The organism is Collinsella sp. LCP21S3_A3 (genome assembly GCF_052118905.1).
In the GTDB taxonomy this organism is placed as follows: Bacteria; Actinomycetota; Coriobacteriia; order Coriobacteriales; family Coriobacteriaceae; genus Collinsella.
Window position 1 is genome coordinate 1 of the sequence record NZ_JBQKGH010000049.1, and the last position, 752, is coordinate 752.

The following is a 752-nucleotide window of genomic DNA, read 5'->3' on the forward strand; positions in this document are numbered from 1 at the left end:
GACGATGGCGGGGTTCGGACGCTCGCCGCCCTGAGGAACGAGGTCGAGGCCGCGGCGGAGGCCCGGGCGGACCTGCTCTCCGAGTACAGGGCCGCCGTGGATGCCAGCCCGATCGCCGCGGAGGTGGCCGCCCTCCAGTCGATCAAGGGCTGCGCCTTCGCGCTGGCCGCGGCCTTCTCGGCCGAGGTCGGCGACTTCACGAGGTTCCGTTCCGGAAGGCAGGTCACGGCCTATTTCGGCCTCGCGCCGAGTCAGAGGTCGAGTGGCGACTCCGTGCGGCTCGGAGGCATCAGCGGTGCGGGCAACGCGCTCGTGAGGAAGCTGGCCGTTGAGGGTTCATGGTGCTACGCCGCGGCACGGCACCAGCCGAAGCTCATGCCGAGGGACACGGGCGTGCCCCTCGAGATAAGGATGCACGGGAGGAAGGGGTCCGAGCGGCTCCTGCGGCGGCGCGAGGAGATGCTCGCCCGCGGCATGCCCGCGGCGAAGGCCAACGCGGCCACCGCGGCCGAGCTCGTGAGGTGGCTCTGGGCCCTCGGCATGATGTGCCGGGAGGGCGCGGAATAGACATAGCCCCCGTCCCGGCGAGCCGGGCGGCCTTCGGGGATACCCCCTATTTCGCTGTGCGCGCGGAGCCCTCCGCATGCGCCTCGACAGACTTGGGGAACCCCGCCGAAGGAATGGAGTGCGGGCCGACAGAACGGTATCCGCGGATATGAGACTGAGCCGAAGGCGTCGATGACATGCCGGGG

Annotated in this window: 1 protein-coding gene; it reads left to right on the forward strand. The window is 70.9% G+C overall.

Annotated features, from left to right (window positions below):
- The coding region (locus ACTQ0H_RS09275; protein WP_441548086.1) for a transposase at nt 1-567 on the forward strand (567 nt) is incomplete at its 5' end.
- Nucleotides 568-752: the final 185 nt, after the last annotated feature.